The 25,570-nt window shown below is 67.8% G+C and carries 26 protein-coding genes; 14 read left to right on the top strand and 12 right to left on the bottom strand.

Going from position 1 to position 25,570, the window contains the following annotated elements; all coding sequences use genetic code 11:
* Position 1 precedes the first annotated feature (1 nt).
* The 3 genes from LFM09_RS24415 to LFM09_RS24405 form a co-directional block, all read right to left on the bottom strand.
* Positions 2-919 carry a hypothetical protein gene (locus LFM09_RS24415; RefSeq protein WP_414098850.1) on the bottom strand — a complete coding sequence of 306 codons (918 nt, stop codon included), beginning with the start codon at positions 917-919 and terminating at the stop codon, positions 2-4.
* Positions 920-1,296: 377 nt separating this feature from the next.
* Positions 1,297-1,854 (bottom strand): NUDIX domain-containing protein, encoded by a 558-nt coding sequence (locus LFM09_RS24410; protein ID WP_414098849.1) that lies wholly within the window; start codon positions 1,852-1,854, stop codon positions 1,297-1,299.
* A 93-nt stretch (positions 1,855-1,947) separates the two neighbouring features.
* Positions 1,948-2,505 carry a TetR/AcrR family transcriptional regulator gene (locus tag LFM09_RS24405; protein WP_414098848.1) on the bottom strand — a complete coding sequence of 186 codons (558 nt, stop codon included), beginning with the start codon at positions 2,503-2,505 and terminating at the stop codon, positions 1,948-1,950.
* Positions 2,506-2,616: 111 nt separating this feature from the next.
* Between LFM09_RS24405 and LFM09_RS24400 the strand changes: the two genes are divergently transcribed.
* The gene (locus LFM09_RS24400; RefSeq protein ID WP_414098847.1) at positions 2,617-3,318 is read left to right on the top strand and encodes an SDR family NAD(P)-dependent oxidoreductase; all 702 of its coding nucleotides are present in this window, start codon (positions 2,617-2,619) and stop codon (positions 3,316-3,318) included.
* On the opposite strand, the gene LFM09_RS24395 is transcribed toward LFM09_RS24400, so the two are convergent.
* A complete protein-coding gene (locus tag LFM09_RS24395) occupies positions 3,315-4,046 on the bottom strand; it encodes an AraC family transcriptional regulator (RefSeq protein WP_414098846.1) in 732 nt (243 codons plus the stop codon). The two genes, LFM09_RS24400 and LFM09_RS24395, sit on opposite strands and share 4 nt — an antisense overlap.
* 75 nt (positions 4,047-4,121) lie before the next feature.
* On the opposite strand from LFM09_RS24395, the gene LFM09_RS24390 reads away from it, so the two are divergent.
* A complete protein-coding gene (locus LFM09_RS24390; RefSeq protein ID WP_414098886.1) occupies positions 4,122-5,258 on the top strand; it encodes an MFS transporter in 1,137 nt (378 codons plus the stop codon).
* On the opposite strand, the gene LFM09_RS24385 is transcribed toward LFM09_RS24390, so the two are convergent.
* Entirely contained in the window at positions 5,191-6,405 is a 1,215-nt protein-coding gene (locus tag LFM09_RS24385; RefSeq protein WP_414098845.1) for a hypothetical protein, read from the bottom strand. The genes LFM09_RS24390 and LFM09_RS24385 overlap by 68 nt on opposite strands.
* A gap of 40 nt (positions 6,406-6,445) precedes the next feature.
* Between LFM09_RS24385 and LFM09_RS24380 the strand changes: the two genes are divergently transcribed.
* Positions 6,446-7,342: an exodeoxyribonuclease III gene (locus LFM09_RS24380; RefSeq protein WP_414098844.1), complete on the top strand. Its 897-nt coding sequence runs from the start codon at positions 6,446-6,448 to the stop codon at positions 7,340-7,342.
* On the opposite strand, the gene LFM09_RS24375 is transcribed toward LFM09_RS24380, so the two are convergent.
* The 4 genes from LFM09_RS24375 to LFM09_RS24360 form a co-directional block, all read right to left on the bottom strand.
* Positions 7,320-8,618 (bottom strand): ATP-binding protein, encoded by a 1,299-nt coding sequence (locus tag LFM09_RS24375; RefSeq protein WP_414098843.1) that lies wholly within the window; start codon positions 8,616-8,618, stop codon positions 7,320-7,322. The genes LFM09_RS24380 and LFM09_RS24375 overlap by 23 nt on opposite strands.
* A complete protein-coding gene (locus LFM09_RS24370) occupies positions 8,615-9,289 on the bottom strand; it encodes a response regulator (protein WP_414098842.1) in 675 nt (224 codons plus the stop codon). The genes LFM09_RS24375 and LFM09_RS24370 overlap by 4 nt, the downstream gene beginning before the upstream one ends.
* Before the next feature lie 132 nt (positions 9,290-9,421).
* Positions 9,422-9,784, bottom strand: coding sequence for a hypothetical protein (locus LFM09_RS24365; protein WP_414098841.1), 363 nt, complete (start codon positions 9,782-9,784; stop codon positions 9,422-9,424).
* Between the two features lie 65 nt (positions 9,785-9,849).
* Positions 9,850-10,722, bottom strand: a complete 873-nt coding sequence (locus LFM09_RS24360) for a hypothetical protein (protein WP_414098840.1) — start codon at positions 10,720-10,722, stop codon at positions 9,850-9,852.
* 160 nt (positions 10,723-10,882) lie between these two features.
* On the opposite strand from LFM09_RS24360, the gene LFM09_RS24355 reads away from it, so the two are divergent.
* Positions 10,883-11,242, top strand: a complete 360-nt coding sequence (locus LFM09_RS24355; RefSeq protein ID WP_414098839.1) for a hypothetical protein — start codon at positions 10,883-10,885, stop codon at positions 11,240-11,242.
* 15 nt (positions 11,243-11,257) lie between these two features.
* Here the strand turns inward: LFM09_RS24355 and LFM09_RS24350 are convergent, their stop codons facing one another.
* Positions 11,258-12,040: a hypothetical protein gene (locus tag LFM09_RS24350; RefSeq protein WP_414098838.1), complete on the bottom strand. Its 783-nt coding sequence runs from the start codon at positions 12,038-12,040 to the stop codon at positions 11,258-11,260.
* Positions 12,041-12,227: 187 nt separating this feature from the next.
* Between LFM09_RS24350 and LFM09_RS24345 the strand changes: the two genes are divergently transcribed.
* The gene (locus LFM09_RS24345; RefSeq protein WP_414098837.1) at positions 12,228-14,459 is read left to right on the top strand and encodes an ATP-binding protein; all 2,232 of its coding nucleotides are present in this window, start codon (positions 12,228-12,230) and stop codon (positions 14,457-14,459) included.
* A 38-nt stretch (positions 14,460-14,497) separates the two neighbouring features.
* On the opposite strand, the gene LFM09_RS24340 is transcribed toward LFM09_RS24345, so the two are convergent.
* Positions 14,498-15,565 (bottom strand): LCP family protein, encoded by a 1,068-nt coding sequence (locus tag LFM09_RS24340; RefSeq protein WP_414098836.1) that lies wholly within the window; start codon positions 15,563-15,565, stop codon positions 14,498-14,500.
* A 33-nt stretch (positions 15,566-15,598) separates the two neighbouring features.
* On the opposite strand from LFM09_RS24340, the gene LFM09_RS24335 reads away from it, so the two are divergent.
* From LFM09_RS24335 to LFM09_RS24305, 7 genes are all read left to right on the top strand, one after another.
* A complete protein-coding gene (locus LFM09_RS24335) occupies positions 15,599-16,018 on the top strand; it encodes a DUF6542 domain-containing protein (RefSeq protein ID WP_414098835.1) in 420 nt (139 codons plus the stop codon).
* Positions 15,979-16,104, top strand: a complete 126-nt coding sequence (locus LFM09_RS24330) for a hypothetical protein (RefSeq protein WP_414098834.1) — start codon at positions 15,979-15,981, stop codon at positions 16,102-16,104. The genes LFM09_RS24335 and LFM09_RS24330 overlap by 40 nt, the downstream gene beginning before the upstream one ends.
* Positions 16,101-17,990, top strand: a complete 1,890-nt coding sequence (locus tag LFM09_RS24325; protein ID WP_414098833.1) for a bifunctional polysaccharide deacetylase/glycosyltransferase family 2 protein — start codon at positions 16,101-16,103, stop codon at positions 17,988-17,990. The genes LFM09_RS24330 and LFM09_RS24325 overlap by 4 nt, the downstream gene beginning before the upstream one ends.
* A 29-nt stretch (positions 17,991-18,019) precedes the next feature.
* Positions 18,020-18,583, top strand: a complete 564-nt coding sequence (locus tag LFM09_RS24320; RefSeq protein ID WP_414098832.1) for a TetR/AcrR family transcriptional regulator — start codon at positions 18,020-18,022, stop codon at positions 18,581-18,583.
* Positions 18,584-18,661: 78 nt separating this feature from the next.
* Positions 18,662-19,858: a cytochrome P450 gene (locus LFM09_RS24315; RefSeq protein ID WP_414098831.1), complete on the top strand. Its 1,197-nt coding sequence runs from the start codon at positions 18,662-18,664 to the stop codon at positions 19,856-19,858.
* The gene (locus tag LFM09_RS24310) at positions 19,855-20,049 is read left to right on the top strand and encodes a ferredoxin (protein ID WP_414098830.1); all 195 of its coding nucleotides are present in this window, start codon (positions 19,855-19,857) and stop codon (positions 20,047-20,049) included. The genes LFM09_RS24315 and LFM09_RS24310 overlap by 4 nt, the downstream gene beginning before the upstream one ends.
* Positions 20,050-20,372: 323 nt before the next feature.
* Positions 20,373-21,287: a hypothetical protein gene (locus tag LFM09_RS24305; RefSeq protein ID WP_414098829.1), complete on the top strand. Its 915-nt coding sequence runs from the start codon at positions 20,373-20,375 to the stop codon at positions 21,285-21,287.
* Between the two features lie 115 nt (positions 21,288-21,402).
* Here LFM09_RS24305 and LFM09_RS24300 read toward each other — a convergent pair whose 3' ends face one another.
* Positions 21,403-21,843, bottom strand: coding sequence for a hypothetical protein (locus LFM09_RS24300; RefSeq protein ID WP_414098828.1), 441 nt, complete (start codon positions 21,841-21,843; stop codon positions 21,403-21,405).
* A 73-nt stretch (positions 21,844-21,916) separates the two neighbouring features.
* Here LFM09_RS24300 and LFM09_RS24295 point away from each other — a divergent pair, with 73 nt between their 5' ends.
* On the top strand, positions 21,917-24,838 hold the full coding sequence (locus tag LFM09_RS24295; protein WP_414098827.1) for a BTAD domain-containing putative transcriptional regulator: 2,922 nt from the start codon (positions 21,917-21,919) through the stop codon (positions 24,836-24,838).
* A 99-nt stretch (positions 24,839-24,937) separates the two neighbouring features.
* Positions 24,938-25,567: a TNT domain-containing protein gene (locus LFM09_RS24290; protein ID WP_414098826.1), complete on the top strand. Its 630-nt coding sequence runs from the start codon at positions 24,938-24,940 to the stop codon at positions 25,565-25,567.
* Positions 25,568-25,570: the final 3 nt, after the last annotated feature.

The raw sequence follows: 25,570 nt of genomic DNA, 5'->3' as shown, positions 1-25,570 counted from the left end.
GCTACGACTCCAAGGACTTGAGGTACTCCTCGCCTCGCGGCGTAATTCGAATGCTGCCGTCCTGAAGGGATCGGTTCAAGTAGTTGGACTTGCTGAGATGCTGAAAGTTCTTCGTGATGTTTCCGGTCGGAATCCCGTCGCCGAGCCGGTCTGTCAGCCACACGATGTCTTGATTCTTTACCGATGGAACACCAAGACGCTTGGCTGCGTAGACAGCCCACAGGAGCCGGTCGACTTGCTTTGTCACTTTGTGGTAGTCGATGATACCGTCGATCGTTGATTCGATCGTCTCGACGTCCTTAAAGGCTTCTGGAACAGTGTTAATTGCTTTGCGTGAAGGCTTACCGTTGCGTGAAGTCTTCGCGCCCGATTGGCGAGTCTTGGATCCGTTGCTTCCGCGTGTTTGCCGGAGACCGTCAAAACCTACTTCCAGGGCGGCCGACGCTTTAGCCGCGATGTAGTACTCGTTTTTCTCGTCGGACTCGACAACCCATCCGGACTTAATTGCTGCAGCTAGGTCACGTGCGAAGTTCTGTGGCGCACTCTCTCTTGCCCGCTTAAATAGTGGTTTGATGTCGTTGGGGGTGAATGTATCCTTGCCACCCTCCTGGGCGATGTACAAGGCAAACGCGACGATTTTCTCTGCGTTGGTTTTTGCCCCTGATACGTCCAATGCCTCGCGAGGGTTTGATGGTGCACTGGTAGAGAGAGCGCTAATCATCATTGGGGCATTGGCTGTGGGTGTCGCCGTAATGGCGGCAGGTGCAACCGTGTTCTGGGCAGAAGGAGATGTGCCGGTGGCTGGATCTGAAGATCCAATGTAAGCGATGATGTAGGCAGCTTGACTGAGAGAGATCTCTTCTTCGAAGCTGACCCGCCCCGAAATAGTGATCTTGACGGGGTGGAGGACGTCGTTCATGGCGGGCGACTCTACATCATGTCGGGATGTAGTACATCGCTACGTGCGCGTCATTGAGAATGGTTATACCAATCTGTTTGTTGTTTTCTTAAGCGCGCGCCAGGATGAGATTTGTTAACGTGAACCCGAATTCTTTTCGGCTTCTGACTAGCCAGTTTTTGATCTTGCTCGCGCTTGTATATTGTGGTCCGTGCCGTGTCGATAGGGCTTCTAGTGGAAGCCTCGAAGTGATCGTCCATTGTGGATCCACTTGTCCATGGCTCTGTCCATGAGGTGTGATCAAACGGAGCCGAATGTGCCTCATGATCGGCATGGGTTGCCGCCTGTAGCCGCACGTCGTGGGCCTGTGCCATGTGACTTTGGACACTCATAATCCGTCAGGTCGTGGGTTCGAGCCCCACCTGCCCCACAGAATTGCAGGTCTCGCGGTCCAACCGCTCGTCCGGGAACATCAGCGGATCCGCCCCGACACCCAACGGCCAAGTCCAGAACGTGGGCGCGGCGGCTGGATGGAGCAAGTGGTGGACCGTTGGTTCACGCATCGGCGCGAATCCGACGTCGGACAGTCGATGCGCCGCTTCGCGAATTGGTACCCAGGCAGCCTCCAGCACCAAACCATCTGGATCGGCGGGCTTCGGATCACCGTGCGGAGCAGCGACGGCGAAGGTCAGTGCCGTCCAGAGGCCGGCCCACCTACCTGTCGACACCTCGTACTGGGCCATGCAGGCCAACCGCCCAGGGCCGGCGATCGTCAGTCCAGTCTCTTCCGCGACCTCGCGTGCCAATGCCTCGTGCACGAACTCGCCCTGCTCGACGACACCACCGGGCACTGACCAGTACGGGGCGGGATCATCTCGTCCCTGCTGCCGCACGATCAGCACCTCGCCTTCGCGGACGATCAACGCGGCCACCACGAGCTTGGACACAGCTGCCATCTCCACAGTGTTCCAGCCGATCCACGACAGCCCACGACGCTCGAGGATGCGGCCAGGTCGTGGGTTCGAGCCCCACCTGCCCCCACGCAGCTCTCAGGGCGCGCGCAGGCCTTCCACGTAGATGGACAGGAAGCGTTGCCATTCCTCCGGTGAGTCGCGGATGACCTGGGCCATCGCCCTCGTCAGCGTGACCATGTCCGCGATCGTGTAGTCGGCGCGCAGCACGCCCGCCTCCACGGCTCGTGTGATCAGAAGTTGAGCGTGGCCGGTGCCGCGGTGGCAGGCCGAGACCACTTCCGGAGCGTTCGGGAGATCACGGGCGAGGATGTCGTTCAGGCCGCGGTCCTCGGCCTGCAGCGCGTAGACGTCGTTGAGGTAGCCGGCGAACGCGTGCCACGGGTCCGGGTCGGCCAGGGCCTTGGCGCCGATCACGTCGAGGGCGGCCAGGCGGTCGGGGAAGATCGCGGCGACGAAGTCCTCGCGGGTCGGGAAGTGCTTGTACAGCGTGCCGATGCTGACTTCGGCCTTGCGCGCGATGTGTTCCAGCGGCACGTCGAGGCCGCGTTCCGCGAACAGCGCCGTGGCGGCTGTCAGCAGTTTCTCCCGGTTGCGTGCCGCGTCCGCACGCAAGGGCCTCGACGCGGTGACCATGGGCCGGATCCTACTCAGCGGTTAAGTCGAGGGCGCCCTCGAATTCTGTGGTAGCGTCGGCGAGCGTAAGTCGAGGGCTGCCTCGAATTAGCGTTCGGAAGGACGAAACCCATGTCTCCCACCGCAGTTGTGCTCGGGGTCGGCCCTGGGCTCGGGATGTCCGTCGCGCACCGGTTCGGTCGCGAGGGCTATGAGGTCGTGTTGGTCTCACGGAGGAACGAGAGGCACGCCGAGTACGTCGCGGCGCTCGCTGAGGCGGGTGTGGCGGCGCGGGCGTTCGCTGTCGACGTGCGTGATCGGGCGCGGCTGCTGTCCACTTTGGACGAGATCGGGCCCGTGGACGTCGTGTACTACGGGCCGGGTGCCACCGATCTGAGCGACATGCCGGGGGAGATCACGTCGACCACGTCCGCCGAGGCGCGTGCGGCGATGGATTGGCTGTACCCGGCGGTGGAGGTCGTTCAGCACGTGTTGCCGGGGGTGATCGAGCGCGGGGGTGGCTTGCTGTTCGCGGGCGGGCTTAGTGCGGTGCGGCCGATGCCGGTTCTTGGTGCGTTGGCGTTGTCGGCGGCGGCGTTGCGCAACTACGCGGTGACGCTCAACGCGGCGCTCGCGGAGAAGGGTGTGTACGCGGGCACGCTCACCATTGGCGGTGTGATCGAACGCGGCGACATCCACAAGATGGTGGCGAGCATGACCGAGAAGTTCGGGAGCTTGGCCGAGCACACGCTCGACCCGGACGACATCGCCGAGACCGCGTGGCAGATGTTCGTGAAGCGGGACCGGGCGGAGGAGGTGTTCTCGGTCCTCTAGAGGTACGAACCGGGGGTGTGGCCGAGCGAGCGGCGGAAGACGTCGATGAACGCGCTTGCGGTGGCGAACCCGCAGCGCAGGGCGACCGTGGTGACGGAGTGACCCTCGGCCAGCAGGCGCAGGGCGTGGTAGAGCCGGAGCTGGGTGCGCCACTGGGGGAACGTCATGCCCAACTCGTCGCGGAACAGCCTGGTCAACGTGCGGCCGCTCGCGCCTGCCTCGCGGCCCAGCGCTTCGAGACCGCGTGCGTCCGAGGGGTCGGTCTCGAGTGCCGAGCAGACCGCCGCGAGCCGGGGGTCGTGGGCGGCAGGCACGCGCACCGGTTGTTCGGACGCGGTGGCGAGCTGGTCGAGCAACACCGCGCGCATTCGTTTGCCTGCTGGGGTTTCTCGGCTGCTCAGCTCGGTGTAGGCGATCAACAGCTCACGCAGCAGTGGGGACACCGCGAGCGCGGTCGGCTCGCACAGCTTCAGCGGGTTCTGGGTGAGGCCGAGGAAGTGCAGCCGGGTCACGCCGTACGCGCGGTGTGAATGCACTGTGCCCGCTGGGATCCAGAGCGCCCGGTGTGCGGGCGCGATCCACCTCGACGCCTCGGTGTGCACGGCGACGACACCGCGGCTGGCGTAGACGATCTGGTTCTCGTCGTGCCAGTGCGCGGTGACGCTCGCTGCGGCGGCCAGGTCGCGGCTCGTCGTCGGCGCCGCGGGGTGGTGGCGGGAATTCGACATACATCGGCAGAATATCGGAATCGCGAAAGCACCGGGCAGGGCGACGATCGGTGGGTGAGAACCTCTCGCTGGCGGATGACGGTCCTGGTCGTGGGCCATGTCGTGGACGACCTCTATCAAGGCGCCGTGCCCGCGATCGTCCCGTTTCTCGTTGCTGAACGCGCCTACGGCTATCTCGCCGCGGCCGGCATCACGGTGGCCGCGACGTTGCTGTCGTCGGTCGTGCAGCCGCTGTTCGGGGTGCTGACCGACCGGCGTGCCATGCCGTGGCTCGTGCCGGTGGGGATGACGGTCGCGGGTGCGGGCATCGGGCTGTCCGGGCTGAGCGACTCGTACCTGGTGACCTGGCTCGCGATCGCGTTGTCCGGGCTCGGGGTCGCGGCGTACCACCCGGAGGCGGCGAGGCTGGCCCGCCGGGTCTCGGGTGGTCACGTCGGGATGGGCTGGTTCGCGCTCGGCGGCAACGTCGGGTTCGCGCTGGGGCCGGTGCTCGTCACGCCGGTGGTGCACCACGGCGGGCTCGGGGCCAGTCCTGTGCTCGTGGTTCCGGCGTTGATCGGCGCGTTGTTCACGGTCGCGGCGCTGCGTGGCGTGCGGGGTTCGCGAACGGCGGTGGCGCGGACCGGCCGGGACGACTGGGCGCAGTTCGGGCGGCTGACCGTCGTGGTGATGGCGAGGTCGATCGTGACGTTCGGGCTGGGGACGTTCCTCGCGCTGTGGGTCGGCGGGCCGGTCGCCGGGGAGGTTGCGCTGGTCGTGCTGTTCGGGGTCGGTGCGGCGGGCACGTTGCTCGGCGGTGTGCTGGCTGAGCGGTGGGGGCGGATCCGGGTCGTGCGCGTGTCGTACGCGGTGGCGGTGCCGGCGGTTGCGGGCATCGCACTTGTGCCGGGGCCGGCGATTTACGTCGTTGTGGCTGTCGCGGCGTTGGCGCTCTACGTGCCGTTCTCGTTGCACACCACGCTCGGCCAGGACTACCTGCCCAACCGGCTGGGCACCGCCAGCGGTGTCACGCTGGGGCTTGCGGTGAGCGTCGGCGGGCTGGCCGCGCCCCTGATCGGCGCGATCGCGGCGGCGACCAGCCTGCGGTGGGCCTTGCTGTCGTTGACGGTGCTGCCCGTGGTTGCGTGGGTGGCGGCGCGTGGCCTCAGTGAGCCGAGTCCAGATAGGACTGTCGCATCTTCTGCTGAAGCTGTTGCGCCACTTCCTCGGTGATCTCGATGTCGTCCATGTTCACGTGAGCGTTCTGGACCTCGTAGAGCAGGATCGAGTACCGCCACCGGTCGACGCCCGAGTGGTACACCTCTTCATAGGTGTCGCCGTGCGTGCCGCCCCAGGCACGGATGAGAGAACGCGCCGTCATGACGTCGTCCCGGGCCGAGTTGCGCACGATCGCGAAGTACCGGTACCGCACGTCGTCAGGCCGTTCGAACGCCACGTTCCGGTCGAAGCTCTCGATCGACCGGTCGACGTCGGCCTCCTCGATCTCGACGCACATGTACTCGCGCAACAGGTGCGTCATGCTCGCGGTGCGCCACTGGCCGTCCGCGCTGGTGCGGTAGGTGTGGAGGCTGCCGTGCTTCTCGATCACCTTGGCGACCAGTTGAGGTTGCTCCAGATCAGGCGTGGCCTTGTTCAGGCAGGCGAAGAACCGCGTGCGTTCCTCGCGCGGCGTCCAGTTCGCGATTCGCTGGGCCGCGGCCTGTTCGGTCAGCTGGACCAGCGTGCCGTCCCTGCCCCACCGCCGGATGTCGTCGATCGCGTCCGAACGGACCCAGGTCCCGTCGTAGTGCTCTTTCTCGCCGCCGCGGCTCTCGCGTGCGATGCAGGGCGGGTCGTCGACGTCCGGTTCGAACGGGTTGACGATGGCGAAGTAGCGGTGCTCGACGTCGCCGAAGATCCGCCGCGCCTGGATCTCCTCGAACGCGTAGGCGTCTTCCTGCGTGATCCGGATGCGCCTGCCGGTCGGCTTCTCCAGCTTCCACACGAGGTCGGTGGTGAAGATCTGCTCCTGGCCACTGGTCCAGTGCTGGATCAGCGTCGTCACCGGGTCGTCGAACGGGTGCTCGTCGTCCTCGATCGCGTAGTAGAACCACTCGTCGTAGTAGCCCGTCTGGGCGTAGTACCGCAGGTCTTCGCTCTGCGGGTCCTTGAGCGGCCCAGCCGGTTGCGCGGTGTGAAGCAGCCGGCGCGCGTGCTCTTCCGTGATCGCGACGTTGACGAACCACGTGCGGTAGACCGGATTGCACGGTCTCCAGCCCTCGCCCGGCACGAACATCTCTTCGCGGCGGCCGTCGATCCACACGACCATCAGCGGGTTCTCGATCGGCCGGTCGCGATCGAGGAGTGCGATGTACCTCATGAGGTCCCCCCAGAACTCGTGCCGCCGAGTTTACGGCTCGATGCGGGTTCGAGAGCGGGTGACTACGGTTGAGTGCGTGCGAGTGGCGACCTGGAACGTGAACTCCGTCAAGCAGCGCGTCCCCCGGCTCCTGCCGTGGCTGGACCAGCGCAAGCCGGACGTCGTGTGCCTGCAGGAGACCAAGCTGGCCGACGACGCCTTCACCGCGCTGCTCGGCTCCGAGCTGGCCGACCGCGGCTACGAGGTGGCGCTGTTCGGCGAAACGCAGTGGAACGGCGTGGCTCTGCTGTCCCGCGTAGGCCTCGACGATGTCGCCGTGGGTATCGCCGGCGCGCCAGGGTTCCCGCATGTCGAGGCCCGTGCCGTGGCTGCCACGTGCGGCGGGGTGCGCGTGCACTCGCTGTACGTCCCGAACGGTCGTGAGCCCGAGTCGGACCACTACAAGTACAAGCTGGAGTGGCTCGCCGCGTTGCGCGATGTGCTCGAAGCCGGGCCGGCTGACGCGGTGGTGTGCGGCGACATCAACATCGCGCCGACCGATGCCGACGTCTTCGATCCCGAGGCGTACATCGGGCAGACGCACGTCACCGAGCCGGAACGCGCCGCGCTGCAGGCTCTTCAGGCGCTGGGGTTCCACGACGTGGTGCGGGACCGGTGGCCCAACGAGCGGATCTTCAGCTACTGGGACTACCGCGCGGGCATGTTCCACCGGGATCTGGGGATGCGCATCGACCTGATCCTGGCTTCGGACAGCGTTGCCCCGCGGGTGCAGGCGGCCTGGATCGACCGGCACGCGCGCAAGGGCACCGGGCCCAGCGATCACGCGCCGGTCATCGTGGACCTGGACCAGGCGCCTGACGGGGACATCGGGCCCGTGGTGCCGCCACCGTCGTCGCCGGGGTCGAAGAAGAAGGTCAAGCTGCCGCAGGCAAAGTGACGGTGAAAGCCGCCCCACCTTCGGGCGCCGGCCCGGCCTTGATCGTCCCGCCCATCCGCGTCACCAGCCCGTGCACCAACGCGAGCCCCACACCCGTGCCCACCGGCCGCGACTCCTGGTACCGCGCGTGCAGCACGCCACGATCGAAAGCCACCGGATAGTCCTCGGCAGCCAACCCAGGCCCTCCGTCGCGCACCTCCAGCACCGACGACAGGGCGAGCACGACCGGGCGACCGGCCGGCGTGACGCGCAGGGCGTTCTCCAGAAGGCCGTCGATGACCTGCCGCAACCGCCGTGCGTCCGCGAACACGACCGGCGAAGCGGTGATGTCCAACGAGAAGTGCACCCCGCGGGCGTGGCAGCGGGCGTGCCAGACCTCGGCGGCCGAGCGGACGACGGGTTCCAACGACACGGTGGCCATGTCCAGGCGGAAGTCGTCGGCGCCCAGGCGGGCCAGGTCCAGCAGGTCGGTGACCAGGCGGTCCAGCCGACGGGCCTCGTCGAGGATCACCGTGCCCACCGGCGCGACCTGGGAGCCGGAGACCACGCCGTCGGCCAGGGACTCGGCGAAGCCCGTCACGGCGGTCAGCGGGGTGCGGAGCTCGTGGGAGACGGAGAGCAGGAAGTCGCGTTGGCGGGATTCGCTGCGTTGCAGGGCGTCTGCCAGAAGGTTCACGGAGGTGGCCACCTCGGCCAGCTCGACGGGACCTGAGACGGGGACGCGGAGATCACGGCGGCCCGTGCTCATGGAGTGCGCGACCGAGGCCACGCGGCGCAGCGGGCGGGCCAGGAAACTACCCAGCGCCAGCCCGGCCAGACAGGCCACCAGCAACCCGATGCCGAGGGCGAACAGGATGTTGCGGAGCAGTTTGCGGTAGGTGCCGGTGGTTTCGGTTTCTTGGACGAGGGCGAAGCCACCAGCGCCGGACGCGCGCGCCTCCACGTTCAGGCGGCCACTCACCTCCGACACCGGACCGCCGTTCAAAACGCGGTCGACGGACGCCTCGCGGGCGGCGCGGACGGCCGCGCGATCGGTGCCGGAAAGCTCGCCGGAAGCCGAAATGCGGACGATCGCGATGCCCTGGCCCTCCAGCACCTGTTCGATGCGGTTGTTGGAGATCTGGCCCGCCACGACGTCGGCCTGGTCGCGCAGGAACTCGCGGCTCACCTGCTGGGACGTGGAGAGGACCAGGCGGATCGACACGAAGCCGGCCACCACGACGGCGACGAACGCCACTCCCAGGCACAGCAGGGCGATCCGGGCCGCGAGGTTCATGACGCGTCCGCCGAGTAGCCGACGCCGCGCACCGTCCGAATAGGACTAAGCGAACCGAACTTGGCGCGGAGCTGCGCGATGTGCACGTCCACCGTGCGAGTGCCGGCGACCGACGAGTAGCCCCACACGGCGCTCAGCAGCTGCTCGCGCGAGAACACCTGGCGCGGATGTTTCATCAGGTATGCAAGCAGACCGAACTCCGTTGAAGTCAAAGACACCTCGGTGGAATCGGCGAAGGCACGCCGTTCGCTGACGTCCAGCCGCACCGAGCCCACCTCCAGCACCTCGGAAGCGACACCACCGGAAGCGCGCCGCAGGACGGTGCGCACGCGCAGGGCGAGCTCGCGCGGGCTGAAGGGCTTGGTGATGTAGTCGTCGGCGCCCAGCTCCAGGCCCAGCAGGCGGTCCACCTCGTCGTCGCGGGCCGTCACGAACAGGACCGGGGTCCAGTCGCCGGCCGCTCGCAGCGCGCGGCAGACCTCGATGCCGTTCATGCCGGGCAGACCGACGTCCAGCACGATGGCGACCGGCGCCAACGAGCGGACCGCGGCCAGTGCCGCGTCCCCCGAGGACTCCACCCGCACGCCGAAGCCGTCGCGCCGCAGGTACAGCGCGACGAGTTCGGCGATCGCCGGTTCGTCCTCCACGACGAGCACCAGGCCACGTTCCACGCGTTCACCCCGGCTGGTTGATGTCGGACTCGATGCTGTTCAACGTTGATTCCACATCATCGAGGTCCGACACCGGCGCCTCACCCCGGCACGCCGTCAACGAGACCACCAGAAGGGCGGCCGCGAGCCACCTCACTTGGACCCGCAGTGCTCGGACTTGAACTTCGACACCCGCTCGGAGGCCTTGCCCAGCTTCACGAGCTGCGCGTCCCGCAGCTTCACGCGGGCGTCGAGCACGTCCGCACGAGCCGTGTTGCCGGCCGTGCGGGCGTCCGAAGCGCGCTGCTCCAGCCATTTCTTGGAGCCCAGCACCTCCGGGTTGCCGTTGATCCGCTCGGTCAGCGCCTTCACCCGCGCCTCGACCCGCGGCACCCGATTCGTGCAGATCTGCTGCACCTTCTCCGGGCTGATCGTGATCGGCTCCTGAGCCGACGCGGTCCCGGCACCCAGCAGCAGCAACCCGAGAACAGTCACACCGATTCGCGAAAGGTTCATGGCACAGAACGATGGCCGAGCACCATCAGAGCCGAGTCCGCCGAATGTTCGGGTTGTGCAAAGACTCAGCGCAACGACACCCCGCGAACGGCCGCTGTCTGCACCAGAGGCCGCATCCGGTCCCACACCCGCTCCGACCGCAACCCCTCGGCCGCGCTCACCGCCTGCATCCCGATGGTCTGCCCCTGGTCGTCGTCACCGTCCATGAAGTGGCACGAGGCCAGCGAGATCAGGCAGAACGTCCAGCTGCGCGCCATCGTCGGCCCGAACCGTTCGATGGCGGTGGAGAGCGCCGGAATCGCGTTCCTGGTGTCGCCGAGCTCGGCGTGGACGGTGCCGATCATCGCGGTCAGGTCGGTCTCGTCGTGGAACCGCGCCCAGTCCGGCACGTGCGACAGATCCGCGCGCGCGAACGAGTCTTGAGCCTTCCCCAGAGCACGCAACGCTTCTGTCGAACGAGCCTGACGCGCGTACGCCCACGCCTCGTTCGAGTACATGATGCTCGACGCCAACGGTGCCAGCGCGCCCCTCTGGAAGTACGCCAACGCATCACCCGGTGCGCCGTGATGGAGGTGCACGCGCCCGCGCCGGTACACGATGTTGGTCGTCAGGTCCTCGTCGTGACGCGCGAAATCCAAAGCGCGATCGAAGTGGTGATAGGCCGCTCCGACCTGGCCACTGTCGAACGACGTCCACCCGGCCAGGTTGTGCAGATCCGCCACGGCCGACAACAGCCGCGACCGCACCACGTCGGAGGTCTCGGCGGCCAGCAGCTGCTGCGCCCAGTAGATCCGCACGACGACGGCGTCCCGGCAGGCCCCTCCGCCGTACTGGTAGTCGACCGACCGCAGGGATCGGGTCTGCGACTCCAGCTGTTCCACATCGCTCATGCCGATGCGGGCGGAGTGCGGTGGAGGGAAGTACGCAGGATCTGCCATGTGGAATACCTCTGCGCCGCGCGGTCTGAATCCGAGCGTAGGGTGCCCACGACCGGGTGAGAAGAGGGTTCTATGCCGAATGGAATTCGGCGCAAGCGACGATTAAACAGGTATAAATGCGGGTATACCGGCCCTAAGCGATAGGGGCAATGTGCTTCACATGAGGCGACGTGCGCACCTGCGGCTGGTGACCTCCTTCGAGACGGAGGACACGACGCTGACCGCAGTGCTCCGTGCCGAAGACCTGGCCGAGGAACTCGGTCTCGACCCCCACGCCAGAGTGACGTGCGGCCTGCATCGTTGCTGGTTGCACCAGTGCGTCGCCTCGCCGGACCACGTCATGCCCGTCACCGGTCACCGGTGGTGCCGCCCGTGCAGCAGCCCTCTCGAGGTTCTCGTCGACGAGACGACAGCGCGACTCTTCTGTCCGAGGTGTGGGACAGGAACGCCGGACACGGCGGCGAATCGTCAGGTTGTCCGGGCGTGCCGCACGAGCATCGCCGCGAGCCACGCCCAGTAGAACGACCCGGAAGCGTTAAGCCTGGTGGGTGAAGACGGCGGCCTCCGGGAGATAGCTCGGGGGCCGCTGGCTGTCCGCCGGCACGTCGAGCAACGCCCAGATGACGTGCCGCTCGCCGCCGGCCGGGGTCTCGCCCATGGAGAAGTTGCAGACGGCGATGGACGCGACGTTGCGCCGCATGATGTGCCACTGCCGGAGATCCAGCCGTGTCGTCGTGCGCACGGCAACGGACAACTTGTCCCCACGCATGCGCAACAGCAGCGCCAGCGGGCTCTCATCTTCGACGTGCGACACGAGTTCAACGGCCACCTGCGGCGCGACGTCGAGCAACGACTGCACGCCCCACCGTTCGCAGGCCCGTTCGGTGATCCGCTCGGCCACGTGCGGCAGGCACCGGCACGTCGGCAGCACCGCGTCCACCCGGTCCTCGTGCCGCAACCGGACCACCGCGGCCAGCGCGGCCTGAGTCGTCGTGTGCATCGGGATGTGGCGGGGGAGACCGCGCGACTCCAGCGTGGAACGCAGCTGGTGATCACCGACGACGAGGCTCAGCGAGATGCCCGGCCACCGCGCCGCGGACAGCCACACGACGTCGAACACCACGAGCAGAGCGGGCGACTCGGCGACGAGCTCGTCGAGCTCCACCACGACGCCGACGAGCTCCTTGGTGGCGCAGTCGAGCAGCACGTCCTGCACACGCATGTACGTCGACCAGTCGAGGTGCCCGGAGAAACGGACGATGAGCACGTCGTTCTGCTCGCGGACGTCCACGTCGAGACCTCTGCTGTCACCGGCCATGATCCCGTCCCCTCCCGCAGGCGCGCGTCACGGCTTTCAAGATTGGTGACAGCGGAAAAGGAGCCCTAGGGGGTAACTACCCGTGTTTCGGCATTGGTGCCTACGGGGGACCGCGTTGCAGCAAGAGATCGCGCCGACCTAGGGTGCCGCTGTGGGCGGTTCGCTTTCCCCAGGTCGAAAAGGCAATTTGCCTGCTGACACAACTAGTTTCGTCGGCCGCAGGCAAGACGTCGCCGAGGTCAGGAGACTGCTGTCCGAGTCGCGTCTCGTCACCCTGACGGGTGTCGGTGGCGTCGGTAAGACCCGGTTGGCGCTGCGGGCCGCCGCCGAGACGCACCGGGCGTTCCGCGACGGGGTGTGGTTCGTCGAACTGGGCGGCGTCACGGATTCCGACCTGGTGGTGCACACCGTCCTGGAGCAGCTGGGCGTCCACGACGACACGGTCCGCCAGCACCGCACCGTCCTGGTGGAACATCTTCGCGACCGGCAGGCGCTGATGGTCCTCGACAACTGCGAGCACGTCATCGGGGCCACCGCCGACCTGGTGTCCGCGTTGCTGCGCGGCGTCCCCGGCCTGCGCGTCCTGATCACGAGCCGCGAACGGCTGGGGGTCGACGGCGAGCACCTCTGGCAGGTCGCGCCGCTGCCGCAGGACCCGGCCGTCAAGCTGTTCGCCGAACGCGCGGTCGCCGTCGAACCGGGCTTCGCCGTCGCCGGCGAGAACCTCGGCACGGTCGGCCAGATCTGCACGCTGCTGGGCGGCATCCCGCTGGCGATCGAACTGGCCGCGGTGCGCCTGCGGGTGCTGACGCTCGACCACCTGCTGTCCAGATTGGACGACACGTTCCGGGTGCTCGGGGACGGCAAACGCGGCGGCGACCCGCGCCACCAGACGTTGCAGGCGGCGGTGGACTGGAGCTTCCACCTGTGCACGAGGTCGGAGCAGATCCTGTGGGCCCGCGCCTCGGTGTTCGCCGGCACGTTCGACCTGGAGGCGGCGGAATGCGTCTGCTCGGGCGACAGCGTCGCGGCCGAGGAGATCATGCACTCGCTCTCGGGCCTGGTCGACAAGTCGGTCGTGGTGGCCGAGCAGCACCCGTGCGGCACGCGCTTCCGGCTGCTGGAGCCGTTGCGCCAGTACGGCCTGGAGAAGCTGCGGGGCGCCGGCCGTGAGCAGGTGATGCGGGAACGCCACCGCGACCACTTCATCGAGTGGGCCGAGCGCCGCGAAAAGGAGTGGTTCGGCCCCTCCCAGCCGCAGATCTTCTCGCGCACCCGCCTGGAACACGCGAATCTGCGGTCCGCCTTGGACTTCTGCTTCGAGCAGGACAACGACCGCGGCGTGCACCTGGCCTCGACGCTGTGGTTCTACTGGGCCGGCTGCGGCATGCTCGGCGAGGGCAGGTACTGGCTCGACCGAGCGCTCACCACCGCCAAGACCGGCGCGGATCGCGCGAAAGCCCTGTGGGTCAACGGGTACGTGGCGACGCTGCAGGGTGACCTCACGTCGTCGGCCGCCATGCTGGAGGAGTGCCGCCAGTACGCCCGATCATCGGGTGACGGGCCCGCGCTGGCCTACGCGACGCACCGGCTGGCGTGCACGTACCTCGTCGGCGACGACCTGGACCAGGCCGACGGGCTGTTCCAGGAGGCCATGGTCCTCTACCGCAGCCAGGGCACGGTCAACAGCCACACCATGCTCGCCGGCATCGAGCTGGCGATCTCCGCGACGTTCAAGCACGACTTCGCCGCCGCGGAACGGCTCTGCGTCGAGGCCAAGGCCGTCGGCGAGGAGCACGGTGAGCTGTGGGCGCACGCGTACGCGATCTACGTGCTGGCGTTGTGCGCGTGGGTCAGCGGCGACCTCGCGCGGGCGGACCAGCTCGGCCGCGAGTGCCTGCGGATCAAGCGGACGTTCCACGACCTGCTCGGCATCGTGCTCGCCATCGAGGTCCTCGCCTGGATCTCGGCCTCGCAGGGCGACGCGGCGCGCGCGGCGACGCTGCTGGGCGCCACCAGCGAGATCTGGCAGTCGGTCGGTTATCCCATGTTCGGCTCGCGGTACTTCGGCACGCCGCACGGCGAGTGCGAGGAGGCGGCGATCACCGCGCTGGGGGAGCAGGAGTTCCGCGCGGTGTTCCGCAAGGGCATGGACCTCGAACTGGAGGACGCCATCTCGTTCGCGATCGGCGACGAGCTGGTCGAGCAACCGGCGCCGGTCGTGGACGCCACGCCGTTGACGCGGCGCGAGCAGCAGGTGGCCGACCTCATCGCCGGTGGCATGTCGAACAAGGAGATCGCGGCGCGGCTGGTGATCGCGCGGCGGACCGCCGAGGGGCACGTGGAGCGGATCCTGCAGAAGCTCGGGTTCAGCTCACGGGCGCAGATCGCGACCTGGGTGACCGAACGCCGAAACTAACCCGTCCGGGTGATGGATGAAGGTTCCCTTCATCATTTTCAGTCGACGCAGGGCACGCCGTCGTTGGGAGGCGGCGGAGGTGGCGCGGTGGCCAGTTCGAAGACCTTGGCCCGCACCTTGTCAGGATCGACGACGTTCACGTCCTGGCCACCCACCTTCGCCCCGCCCTCGACCGGCAGCGTCTCGAACCGCACCTCGCTCGGCAGGTTTCGGGCGAACTCGCTGAGGTCGAACCGCGCGTCCAGCACGACGTCCTGCTTCGCCATGTCGATCATCGCCTGCACGACCGTCAGGTCCGCACCCTTCAAGCGCTTGGACACCGCGGCGAGGAACGCCTGCTGGCGCTTCGTGCGGTCGAGGTCGCCGTTCGGGAGGCCGTGCCGCTGCCGCACGAACGACAACGCCTGCGCCGCGTCCAGGTGCTGCGGTCCGGCCGGGAAGTCCGCGCCGGACAACGGGTCCTTCACCGCACCCCGCAGGCACACGTCCACGCCACCGAGCCCCTCGGCGATGTGGAAGAACCCGATCAGCGAGATCTCCACGAGGTGGTCGATCGGCTGCTTGAGGAACGCCGACACGGTCTGCACCTGGGCCCGCCGCCCGGCCTCGCGCCCGGCCCGTTCCAGCTCGCGCTTCTCGTGCACGCCGGACGCCCGCAGCCGGTCCTCCTCGGCGATCTTGGCCCGGCCGTACGCCTCCTTGATCTTGCCCTCGCCGCCCGATGACAACGGCACGAGGTTGTCGCGCGGCACGGACATCGCCACCGCGGGGCCGGAAACGGGGATGTGCAACAGGATCAGCGTGTTCGCGTTGTAGCCGCCGCGGTCGCTCTCGCCGGCCTGCATGCGCCGCAGCACGTCGTCCGGCAGCGGTTCGCCGTGCAGGTCCAGCCGGGTGGTCAGGCCCATGATCAGGATGTTGCGGCCGGACCCCGAGCGCGGTGCGTCGTCCGGGATCGCGTACGAGCGCTCGACGCCGGTCGAGATCGTGGACACCGTCGACCAGGCGATGCCCGAGATGACGAGCACGGCAAGACACACGGCGATCCACACCGTGCGCAGGACTACCAGACCGGCCGCGCGGTGATAGCGGCCACGAGATCGCATGAACAGGACACCCCCTTGACTATCCTAGAGGTCGTGGGGGTTCAGCTGCCGAGTCTTGCGGCGCTCGCGGTGCTGGCGGTTTTCGCGCAAACGGGAATCTGGGTCGACGGGGACAACCTCGGCTGGCCTTTCGGCGTCTGGTTGGTGACGGGTGCGGTGATCGCCTCCGCACTCGTCCGTCGCGTGGGGTTGTGGACGGTGGCACCGGCGCCACCAGTCGTCTTCGTCGTGGTCGCCATGGGCAACGCCGCCTGGGACCGGCAAGCACAGCGGCAGGCGTTGTGGGGGAACAGCAAAGAGTTCGCCGCGGACGCGGTCCCGTGGTTCGTCAACGGGTTCCCGTGGCTCGCGGCAGCGGTCGGTGCCGCCGTCGTGGTGGCGCTCGTCCGCGTCTTCACCTGGGGGAAGAAGGAATGCAGGTCTTCGTCGACGGCACCGGTGGCAGACGGGTAGCCGCCAAGCTGGTCAGCCTGACCGTCGTGAGTGGACTGGTCATGTTCACCGCGGTGGTCGGTGGCACGTTGCTGGAAGTGTGGTGAGACGGCCGCCGCGGCTGCACTGGATCTCCATCCCGCTCGCGCTGTTCGTGCTGATGTGCGTGGTCTCGTTCCACTCCTACACCGCGACCAGGCCCGAGCCGGTGCAGCACGCCAGGGAGACCCGGGAACTGCCGGAACGCACGCTCGCGCTGGCGTTCCACGGCGGCCCGGACCCGAAGTGGACCCCGCGCGTCCTCGACACGCTGGGCGAAGCCGGCATCAAGGCGACCTTCTTCGTCACCGGCGTGCAGGCCACCCGCAACCCGGAGGTGGTCCGGCGCATCGCGGCCGAGGGGCACCAGATCGGCATCGACGGCTTCCGCGCCGAGGGCGACCACACCAACCCGCTGAACCTGGCGTTCGCACAGGCCGCCCTCGCCGACGTGCTGGGTGTCCACACGCGACTGGTCGGCGCGCCGATCGAGGTCGACAGCGGCGACCGCGACCACCAGGACATCGGCACGCTGCTGCGGATGTCGTTGCGGGACGGCAAAGGCGTGATCCGGCTGCACGACGACGGCAGCATCGGTTCGGACATCACCCGCGAGCTGGCGCGCACCGATCACCGGTTCGTGCCGGTCAGCGACGACCAACCGGTCGCGGCCACCGCGTCCGAACGGTTCACCGGCGCGGTCCTCGCGTGGTCGCAGCGCAACGGCGGCGTGGTGCTGGCGTTGCTGGGCACGGCGATCGCCATCGCCGCACTGCTCGGTCTCCTGCGCACGCTCATGCAGCTCGGCCTCGCGCACACCGACCGCCGGTTGCGCCGCGAGAGCGCGCTGGCGCCACCGCCGTGGATCGCGCCGCCGGTCTCGGTGGTCATCCCCGCCTACAACGAGGCGGTGAACATCGCCGCCACCGTCCGGTCGCTCGCCGCGAACACCCACTGCGCCGATGTCGAGATCATCGTGGTCGACGACGGCTCGACGGACGGCACCGCGGACCGCGCCGAGGAGCTGAACCTCCCCGGCGTCACGGTGATCCGACAGGCCAACCAGGGCAAACCGGCCGCGCTCAACGCGGGGATCAGAAGAGCGCGGCACGACGTCCTCGTGCTGCTCGACGGCGACACGATCTTCGAACCGGGCACCATCGGCGAGCTCGTGCAGCCGTTCGCGGACGAGCAGGTCGGTGCGGTGTCCGGCAACGCCAAGGTCGGCAACCGAAAGCGCCTGCTGGGCCGCTGGCAGCACCTGGAGTACTGCGCCGGGTCCAATCTGGACAGACAGATCCTGCACGCGCTGCGCTGCATCCCGACCGTGCCGGGCGCGGTCGGGGCGTTCCGCAGGGCCGCGCTGACCGACGTCGGCGGCGTCAGCGACGACACGCTCGCCGAGGACACCGACCTCACGATGGCGGTCACGCGGGCGGGCTGGCGGGTCGCGTACCGGCCGCAGGCGAAGGCGTGGACCGAGGCGCCGACCACGGTCCGCGGCCTTTTCCGGCAGCGTTATCGCTGGTCGTACGGCACTTTCCAAGCCATGTGGAAACATCGCGGCGCGCTGGTGGAGAGCGGGCCGATGGGCCGGTTCGGGCTCCTCTACCTGTTCGCGTTCCACCTGCTGCTGCCGTTGCTCGCACCCGTGATGGACCTGTTCGTGCTGTACGGCTTCCTCGTCGCGGACGCACCTCTCGCGCTGATCGTGTGGGCGGCGTTCCTGCTGATCCAGACCGCCAGCGCCGGCTACGCGCTGCGGCTGGACGGCGAGTCGCTCAAGCCGTTGTGGGCGTATCCGTTGCAGCAGATCGTTTATCGGCAGCTGATGTACGCGGTGGTGATCCAGTCGTTGATCACCGCGCTGCACGGCACGCAGCTGCGCTGGATGTCGGTGCAGAGGACGGGACTGCTCCAGGACGCGCCCGGCGGTACGGTGCACGTCACTTGAGCCGCGGCACGAACTGAAGAGGAGCAGGGTTGGGTCGCACGCCCCTGGACACCCCGGCGCGCCTGCAGGAGGTCTTCGCCGCCGTGCTCGGCGTCCTGGCCGAGGTCGGCTACGCCAGGTTCAACATGGACCTCGTCGCGGGACGGGCGCGCGTGAGCAAGGCGAGCCTTTACCAGCGCTGGCCGTCGAAGGCCCGGCTGATCACCGAGGCGTTGAAGGCCAACCTGCCCGATCTGCCGCAGCCCGACGAGGGCACGTTCGCCGAGGACGTCCGCCAGATCCTGCGGTCGTGGGGCGAGCCGATGCCGTTCGACACGGCCGGGATCTTCCTGGGGCTGCTGGAAGGAAGCCGTCAGGACGCCGATCTCGCGTGCCTGCGCGCGGAGCACATCGACCGCGCCTACACCGTTCACCTGCAGATCGCCGTGGACCGGGCGAAGGCACGCGGTGAGCTGCCGGACGGCCTCGACGCCGACATCCTCATCACTGCGCTGATCTCGACGTTCGTCCTGCGTTCGGAGGAGCCGGGCGTGATCGACGGCATCGTCGACGGCCTGTTGAGACCGCTGATCGGGACCTTTCGGACCAAATAACTCGTCAGATCGTAGTTTCTTCGCTACGTTCGGTCATGGTTTCAAAAGAACAGTTTTGTTCTGTTGAGGAGAGCTCCCGTGACTGAAGCTGCCGTCTGCCCGGTCCCGCACGAGAACCGCGTCCACCCGCTCGGTCCGCCCGCCGGTTTCGAGGAGGCCGTCAGCAACGGCCCGGTGAAGATGATCTGGCCCAACGGCGTCGAGGGCTGGATGTTCAGCAGCTACGCCGGCGTCCGGAAGGTGCTCTCCGACAAGAGTTTCAGCGCGAACCGGGACGGCGCGCCGGACATGCGCACCGAAGGCGAGCCCGTGCTCGACTCGGCGCAGCCCGGCAACATGAACGCGCTGGACGGCGAGGAGCACCTCCGCCTGCGCCGTCCGTTGTCCCGCGGCTTCATGGTCAAGCGCATGGCCGAGATGCGGCCGCGCATCCAGCGGATCGTCGACGAGCACCTCGACGAGATGGAACGCGCCGGCACGTCCGCCGACCTCGTGTCCGCGCTGTGCCTGCCGGTGCCGTCGCTGGTGATCGCCGAGCTGCTGGGCGTGCCGCCGGAGCACCAGGCGTTGTTCCAGGCGACCGCCAGGGAGATGCTCGGCAAGAACGGCTCCAGGGCCGAGTACGAGGCGAAGGCCGCCGAGCTCGGTGAGGTGATCGGCAAGGTCGTCGCGGAGAAGCAGGCCTCCGGCGACACCAGCGACATGATCGGTCTGATGGTCAACGAGACCGATTTCGACATGCAAGAGCTGATGATGCTCGCCATCGGCCTGCTCGTGGCCGGGCACGAGACGACCTCGAACTTCTTCGGCCTCTTCACGCTCACCCTGTTCGAACGCCCCGACCAGCTGGAGATCCTGCGCCGCGACCCGAGCCGCGCGGACGTGATCGTCGAGGAGCTGATGCGGTACACGATCGGCCGGCTCGGCGGCGCCGGGATCGCGCGCAAGGCGATCGAGGACGTCGAGGTCGACGGCGTGACCGTCCGCGCGGGTGAGTGGGCGGTGGTGTCGTTGCACGCCAACCTGGACGAGGAGCTCTGCCCACACGCGTCCGAGCTGGACCTCGAACGCCGGGCGGTGTCGCACCTCGGCTTCGGCTTCGGCCCGCACCAGTGCCTCGGTGCGAACCTGGCCCGCGCGGAGCTGCAGATCCTGCTGCAGTCGCTGTTCGCCCGCTTCCCGGACATCCGGCCCGCGGTGCCCGTGGCCGAGATGACCTTCCGCGAGGACATGATCACCTACGGCGCGTCCGCGATCCCGGTGGTGTGGGGATGACCGTCCGGATAGACCAGACGAAGTGCATCGGATCGGGCCAGTGCGTGCTCGCCGCACCGGACGTGTTCGATCAGTCCGATGACGACGGGCTCGGCATCGTCGTGATCGCCGAACCGCCCGCCGAGCTGCTGCCGGGCGTTCGTGACGCGGTGGATCGGTGCCCGGCCCAGGTGGTGACCCTGGAAGAGTGACTTGATGGGCTGTTCCGGTGAGATGTCATCACTGGAAATCAATTCAGTTGTTCTTTGCTGACACCTCGATGGCCCCTTTCCGAACACCACGTTCGTCCAGAATCGTAAGCGCGACCACCACGGCGTTGTGGTGGTCGCGCGCCCGTGTGCGGGGAGAGTCGAAAGACCCTTCCCGACCAGGCCCAACAGCGGGATCGTGACGGCGGCGCGGTGAGTACCGGCGGTGTGTAACGGGTATCTGTACTGCGGGTATCCGGCGCACGTCAGGAGGACCAGCTATGTTCGACAGCGGCGCATTTCCAGCTCGCGTGGATAAAACAGACGTGCGGCATGTCGAAACGTTGACCAGTGCGCTACGGGCGCTGGACTACGAATACGGCGGCGGCGCCTGCCGGGACGCCTGCGTGGCATTGCTGAACTGGGCGAACCCACTGCTCGACGCCGGCTCGTCCGGGCGGGTCCTGCAAAGGCTCCAGGTGGCCATCGCGGACCTGCACAACCTGACCGGCTGGGCGTCGTTCGACATGGGACTTCTGGAGTCCGCACACCTGCACTTCGGCCGTGCGATGGACCTCGCGCGGGAGTCGGGCAACAGCGCGTTGGAAGCGAACATCCACTACCGGATGGGCCGCGTGCACCTCCACTACGAACTCGCCGAGGACGCGCTGGCGTCGTTCCAACGCGGACTGCCCATCGCGCAGGCCAGCGGCTCCACGCTGGCGATGTCGATTCTGCACGCCAACGAGGCGTGGGCGTTCGCGAAGATGGGCGCCGAACAGCAGGCGTTGCGCCAATTCGCGCGTGCGGAGGAGGAGTTCGATCGTGCGGAGGGTGAGGACGCACCGCCGTGGGCGCGTTTCTTCGACCTGGCCGACCTGGTGTCGATCGGCGGCATGGTGCACACCGAACTCGCCCGCACGTGTGACGTGAAGTACGCGCGGTCCGCGATCCCGTTGCTGACCAGGGCCATTTCGGACGGTGGCGAGGAGTCGTCGCGCAGCCAGTCGTTCCGGCTCGCCGCCCTGGCGATGAACTACCTGGTGCAGAACGAGGCCGAGCAGGCGCGGGACATCGGGGAGCAGGCGATCGCGGTGTCCGGCGCGATCCGTTCGGTGCGCACGCGGGACCGGATGCGGCCGTTGAAGCAGGAGGCGGAACGGTTGCGGGGCAACGAGGCCGCGGACGAGCTGTCGTCGAGCCTGGTGACGTTCATGAGCTCGTCCCAGGGGGCCGCCTAGCTTCTGGAAGGTGCCGCCGAGACCCGAGGAGAGGTTTGGGCTTCGGGTCCCGACGGCACCATCAACGGAGCGGCACCCCGCTGGGGGGCCAAAGTGCCGCTCCGGCTCGGGGGTGTCAGCAGCGGATGTCGGTGCGCGCTGCGTAGGTCATGGCGCCCGAGTACCACTCGACGTAGGCGGACGTGCAGTCGTTCAGCGTGTCGGTGCCGGTGGACCACAGTTCCTTCTGGCGGTACTTGCCCTTGACCAGGCCGGGGTGCCCGTACGGTTCCCGCGCGTCCTTGTGCGCCCACTGCTCGATGGACAGGAGCTTCGGGGTGTACGGCGCGCCGGCGTTGTGGGTCTCCGTCCACGTGTAGACGTAGGCCCAGTTCTTGCCGCAGCCCTTGAACTGCTTCACCGACGCCCACGTCTGCCCGTGGTCGCCGACGTGGCCGGTCTTGCCGATCTGCGTCACCCTCGCGCAGCCGGGCGGGTGCTCCGCGGCGTGCGCCTGGCCGGCGGTGACAAGTCCGAGAAGGAGCGCACCTGCGGCGATGAGTGCTGACCTCTTCATGAGCTGTGAGCATCACGACCGCCGCTGACATTTCGCTGACACCTCCGGTTACCGGCTGGTTAGGATCGCTCTCATGCAGCGATGGGCGTTCAGGGTTCTCGGATCGTTGCAGGTCATCGACTCGGGCCGGGTGGTGGAGCTCCGCTCGGCCAAACAGCGTGTCCTGCTCGCCGCGTTGCTGATGAAGGCCAACGCGCCGGTGTCGTCGTACGAGCTGATGGAGCACCTCTGGGGTGAAGAGCCCTCCGGAGCGGCGCGCGCGACTCTGCAGACGTACGTCATGCGGTTGAGACAGTCGCTGAACGACCTCGCCGACCGCAAGCTCGTCCGCACGTGGCCGACCGGCTACTCGATCCACGTCGAGGACGACCAGCTGGACCTGCTGACCTTCCAGAGGTTGCGGGCGGAGGCGCGGCGCGCACCCGACCTGGAGACCGAGGCCAGGCTGCTCGGCGAGGCCGCGGCGCTGTGGCGCGGGCCGGCGCTCGACCAGATCTCCTCGTTGCGGATGGAACAGACCGACGTCCAGCGCCTGAACGAGCAGCGCTGGGAGGTGCTGGAGCGGCGCAACGATGCCGAGCTGCAGCTCGGGCGGCACGACCAGATCGTCGACGAGCTGCGGTCGCTGGTCGCGGAACACCCGCTGCGCGAACGGTTCTGGTATCAGCTGATGCTCGCCCTGCACCGCACCGGTCAGCAGGCGCAGGCGCTCGACGTGTACCGGCGTGCGAGCGACGTCCTCGCCGACGAGCTCGGCATCGACCCGAACGCCGAACTGCGTGCATTGCACATGGAAGTACTCGCGGGATCTTCCGCACCGGTGCCCGTCCAGGCAGGACCGTCCTGGCTGCCGCCCGCGGTGGGTGACTTCTCCGGGCGTTCTGAGGAGGTCGTGCGGCTCACGGCCGGGCTGCGGGCCGGCGGGACGTGGACGATCACCGGACCGGGTGGCGTCGGCAAGACGTCGTTGGCGGTGCACTGCGCACATCTCGTGCGGGACGCGTTCCCGGACGGGCAGTTGTATTTGAACCTGCGCGGCGGCGAGCAGAAGCCGGTCGGCCCGGCGGCCGCGCTGGACCGGCTGCTGCGCGGCCTCGGCGTGTCGGGCGGCGCGATTCCGTCCACTGTGGAGGACCGGGTCGATCTCTACCGGGACCTGCTGTCGGACCGGCGGATCCTGGTCGTGCTGGACAACGCGATCAACGAGGCCCAGGTGCGGCCGTTGCTGCCGGGCACCTCGTCCGGTGCGGCTCTCGTGACGTCACGGGCGGCGCTGGCCGGCCTGGAGGCGGCTCACGTCGTGCCGCTGGACGTGCTGTCGTCCGGCGATGCGATGGCGTTGCTGCAGGCTGCGGTCGGTGAGGCTCGGTGTGCCGCGGAACCTGTTGCGGCGCAGGCGATCGTGACCTACTGCGGGCAGCTGCCGCTGGCGTTGCGGGTGGCGGCGGCCCGGTTGGTGGCGCGTCCGCACTGGCAGCTCGCCAAGCTCGCTGGGCGGTTGTCGGACGAGCGTCGGCGGTTTGACGAGCTGTCGCTGGGTGATCTCGACGTGCGGGCGTCTTTGGCCTTGTCGTACGACGGGATGGATGAGACGCACCGCAGCGCGTTCCGGCTGCTGTCGTTGGTTGACACGCCGGACTTCCCTGCCTGGGTGGCTTCGCCGTTGCTCGGGCTGGAGCTCGATGACGCTGAGGACCACGTTGAGGCGCTTGTTGACGCTCGGCTGGTCGACTACGCGGGGCGGGATGGGCTGGGGCAGGTTCGGTATCGGCTGCATGACCTGTTGCGGGCGTTCGGGCGTGAGGCTGCTTCTGAGGATCCTGCTGACGCGTTGAAGGCGATGTTCGAGCAGTGGCTGGATCTGGCCACTCGGGCTGATGTCGAGTTGCCGCATCAGGCGATTCGGTTGGAACCCCTTGCGCTGGAACGGTTCGATCTTGGGGATGCCGCTGACTGGTTTGATGCCGAGTGGCAGAACATTCATGCGGTGATCACCCAGGCTGCCGGATTGGGACTGGGTGGGCTGGCTGCCGAGTTGGCCATTCGGTCGTCGGCGTTCTGCGATTTGCGGGCTCGGTTCGATGACTGGGAGCAGATCAACGAGCTCGGGTTGTCGTGTGCGCCTGCTGAGCGGAAGCCGATTCTGTTTCAGCAGCGGGGGATTTTGTGTGCGCGTCTGCACCAGTACGTCGAGGCTTCTGCCAACTTCGCTGCGGCGCAGGAGGGTTTTGCCGCTGCCGGCGATGTGTGGGGTGAGGCCTATGCCTGGTACGGCATGGGGTGGATGCACGAGTGGTCTGGGCGGTCGTTGGAAGCTCGGTCGGCACATCGGGAGGCCATGAGTCGGTTTGTGGCTTCCAGCAACCCGCACGGCGAGATCGAGGTGCTCTGCTCGTTGGGGGCTATTGAGCGGCGGGCCGGGGGATTGGCTGCTGCGCAGGATTATCTGGAGCGGGCTCGGCGGGTGGCCGGGCAGCTGGGGGACGAGCAGAGTGAGCTGATGGCGACTCTGGAGCTGGGGCGGTTGCACCAGTTCACCGGGGAGTTGGCTGTTTCGGCCGGGTTCTTGCGGTCTTCGTTGGCGGCTGCTCAGAAGCTCGGGGATCCGGACATGGCTGCCAACATCCGGTTGTTCCTGGCGGACACGTTGGTGCGGTCTGGGCAGGAATCGTTGGCTGAGGAGCAGTTGCGGCAGGCTTGGGAGTTCTTCGAGGAGCACGACGATCTGCAGGGCCGGATTTGGGTGTGGCGGTTGAGGTCTGGGATGGCTGCCGCGCCTGAGGAGGCGCTGCGGTTGGCCTCGTTGGCCATGGAATCCGCTCGGGAGCTGGGGTCCACGCCGGAGCTCGGGCGGTCGTTGCGGGTGTTGGGGGATGCGTTCGGGCGGGTTGGGCGGGTCGAGGAGGCTCGGGAGCACTGGCGGCAGGCTGAGGAGACGTTGACTGCTGCTGGGTTTCAGGCTGAGGCGGACGAGTTGCGGCTGGCTACTTCGTAGCGGGCGGTAGCCGGGCGGGTCGGCCTGCGCGCGCCCGGAGCGAAGTTCACGCGGATGAGGGTAGTGCGGAAAACGGTTGTACGCACCAGGATGCAGAGTATGTTCGCAGGCAAACGACTTTTAGCGGCATTTCTGGCCGCGACTCTCGTCCTGTTCGGCGTCAATGCCGGAATCGCCACGGCCGCAACGGAAGCTTGTGCGGGCGCCTACGACAACGACAACCGCCTGGGGCCGCAGACGCTGCCTGCGCCGAACGAGAAGCCCGTCGGGCCGCTCGTGGCCGGGTACAAGCGGTTCGGCAACCTCGGCAAGGACGCGTTCCTCGCCAAGTACTGGAACGGCACGGGCTGGAACTATCCGCCGCAGGACGGGTTCTGGCTCAGGCCCGACGGTGAGCCGATCAAGTACAAGCGGACCCTGCCCAAGAGCACCAAGCTCGACCGGTTCGGCAGCGAGTTCGGCGGGTTCCTGGCGTACAAGGGCGCGCACTACTCGACCCGCGCTATTCCACCGCAGAGCCTCTACACGTTCGACCCCGCGTACCGGTGCAACTACCACGCCTACCAGGTGACGAAGGCCTTCGCGGTGTGGGAGGGGCCGATCGCGCCGTGGTTCGAGCAGCCTGGGGGAGGGTTGCAGCAGAAGTTGGACAGGGCGCTGGTGCCAGGCGACGGGGCACTGAATGTCGCCTGGCTGCTCTCCAACGGCTACCTCGTGCGGATCAACTGACGG

It is taken from the genome of Lentzea alba (assembly GCF_047445655.1).
Lineage (GTDB): Bacteria > Actinomycetota > Actinomycetes > Mycobacteriales > Pseudonocardiaceae > Lentzea > Lentzea alba_A.
Note: the sequence above shows the minus strand (reverse complement) of the source record. Positions and strands in the feature narration are given on the sequence as shown.

Coding starts and splice junctions, on each gene's coding strand:
- LFM09_RS24330 (WP_414098834.1), top strand. CDS start 15,979: ATGCAGGTCTTCGTCGACGGCACCGGTGGCAGACGGGTAGCCGCCAAG.
- LFM09_RS24355 (WP_414098839.1), top strand. CDS start 10,883: ATGAGGCGACGTGCGCACCTGCGGCTGGTGACCTCCTTCGAGACGGAG.
- LFM09_RS24375 (WP_414098843.1), bottom strand. CDS start 8,618: ATGAACCTCGCGGCCCGGATCGCCCTGCTGTGCCTGGGAGTGGCGTTC.
- LFM09_RS24300 (WP_414098828.1), bottom strand. CDS start 21,843: ATGAAGAGGTCAGCACTCATCGCCGCAGGTGCGCTCCTTCTCGGACTT.
- LFM09_RS24385 (WP_414098845.1), bottom strand. CDS start 6,405: ATGAGGTACATCGCACTCCTCGATCGCGACCGGCCGATCGAGAACCCG.
- LFM09_RS24415 (WP_414098850.1), bottom strand. CDS start 919: ATGAACGACGTCCTCCACCCCGTCAAGATCACTATTTCGGGGCGGGTC.
- LFM09_RS24350 (WP_414098838.1), bottom strand. CDS start 12,040: ATGGCCGGTGACAGCAGAGGTCTCGACGTGGACGTCCGCGAGCAGAAC.
- LFM09_RS24290 (WP_414098826.1), top strand. CDS start 24,938: ATGTTCGCAGGCAAACGACTTTTAGCGGCATTTCTGGCCGCGACTCTC.
- LFM09_RS24400 (WP_414098847.1), top strand. CDS start 2,617: ATGTCTCCCACCGCAGTTGTGCTCGGGGTCGGCCCTGGGCTCGGGATG.
- LFM09_RS24390 (WP_414098886.1), top strand. CDS start 4,122: ATGACGGTCCTGGTCGTGGGCCATGTCGTGGACGACCTCTATCAAGGC.
- LFM09_RS24405 (WP_414098848.1), bottom strand. CDS start 2,505: ATGGTCACCGCGTCGAGGCCCTTGCGTGCGGACGCGGCACGCAACCGG.
- LFM09_RS24310 (WP_414098830.1), top strand. CDS start 19,855: ATGACCGTCCGGATAGACCAGACGAAGTGCATCGGATCGGGCCAGTGC.
- LFM09_RS24360 (WP_414098840.1), bottom strand. CDS start 10,722: ATGGCAGATCCTGCGTACTTCCCTCCACCGCACTCCGCCCGCATCGGC.
- LFM09_RS24340 (WP_414098836.1), bottom strand. CDS start 15,565: ATGCGATCTCGTGGCCGCTATCACCGCGCGGCCGGTCTGGTAGTCCTG.
- LFM09_RS24365 (WP_414098841.1), bottom strand. CDS start 9,784: ATGAACCTTTCGCGAATCGGTGTGACTGTTCTCGGGTTGCTGCTGCTG.
- LFM09_RS24380 (WP_414098844.1), top strand. CDS start 6,446: ATGCGGGTTCGAGAGCGGGTGACTACGGTTGAGTGCGTGCGAGTGGCG.
- LFM09_RS24395 (WP_414098846.1), bottom strand. CDS start 4,046: ATGTCGAATTCCCGCCACCACCCCGCGGCGCCGACGACGAGCCGCGAC.
- LFM09_RS24295 (WP_414098827.1), top strand. CDS start 21,917: ATGCAGCGATGGGCGTTCAGGGTTCTCGGATCGTTGCAGGTCATCGAC.
- LFM09_RS24410 (WP_414098849.1), bottom strand. CDS start 1,854: ATGGCAGCTGTGTCCAAGCTCGTGGTGGCCGCGTTGATCGTCCGCGAA.